This window comes from Klebsiella sp. C283 (assembly GCF_048822555.1).
In the GTDB taxonomy this organism is placed as follows: Bacteria; Pseudomonadota; Gammaproteobacteria; order Enterobacterales; family Enterobacteriaceae; genus Klebsiella; species Klebsiella quasipneumoniae.
Genome location: NZ_JBMEZS010000071.1, coordinates 1 through 850 on the forward strand (window position 1 = coordinate 1; position 850 = coordinate 850).

Below are 850 nucleotides of genomic sequence, written 5' to 3' on the forward strand. Positions count from 1 at the left end.
CCGCGGGTGGTGGCTTTTGATATGAAGAAGACGCTCGACAGCTTTATGGACAGTGTCAGTCAGAAGCAGCTGACAGAAGCGCAGTCAAAAGCGCTCTCTGACCGGTTTAACGACGCGCTGGAGAAGAGTCTGGCGGAGTATCAGCAGCAGCATCATGTGGTCATTCTGGTTTCACCTGCCGTGGTTCAGGGCGCGCCCGATGTGACCCGCAACATCCAGCACGACATTGCCCGCCGGATGAAAGGAGAACAGTAATGATACGACTGAAAGACTGTCTGCTCGCCGCCTGCCTGGTATCGCCGCTGACTCAGGCGGCTGATCTCGGTACCTGGGGGGATTTATGGCCCGTCCGGGAGCAGGACATGCTGCAGCTCATCACGCAGCGTCTGCAGTCACTGCAATCCTCTGGCCAGTGGGACCAGACGATGGATGCGTTTAAGCAGCGGGTTATCGAGAACAGTCAGCGCCCGGCACCGGTGGAGGGCATTAAGCGTGCGGAGAAATACGAGCAGCGCTGGTTTGATCCCAGCATCCGCCTGACCGAAGACCTGAAGGACAATGAGGGGCGGGTGTTTGCCCGCAAGGGCGATGTGGTGAACCCGCTTAAAACCGTACCGTTTGTCCAGACCCTGTACTTCATCAATGGAGACGATGCCGACCAGCTGGCCTGGATGAAGCGTCAGGTGCCGGAAACCCTGATGAGCAAAATTATCCTGGTGCGTGGCAGTATCCCGGACACCTCCGCAGCGCTGGACAGCCGGATCTATTTCGACCAGAACGGCGTACTGAGCAAGCGATTTGGCCTGACGGCGGTCCCGGCGCGGATCACGCCGGCGCCATCCGGTGAACG

The 850-nt window shown here is 58.9% G+C and carries 2 protein-coding genes; both read left to right on the top strand.

The genetic code is table 11. From position 1 onward, the window contains the following. A partial coding sequence (gene trbI, locus ACOI7Z_RS27265) for a type-F conjugative transfer system protein TrbI (RefSeq protein WP_087855731.1) occupies window positions 1-255 on the top strand: 255 nt, incomplete at its 5' end. Then, window positions 255-850 (top strand): type-F conjugative transfer system protein TraW (gene traW, locus ACOI7Z_RS27270; protein ID WP_040180905.1); only part of this gene is annotated, 596 nt, incomplete at its 3' end. The genes trbI and traW, both read left to right, overlap by 1 nt.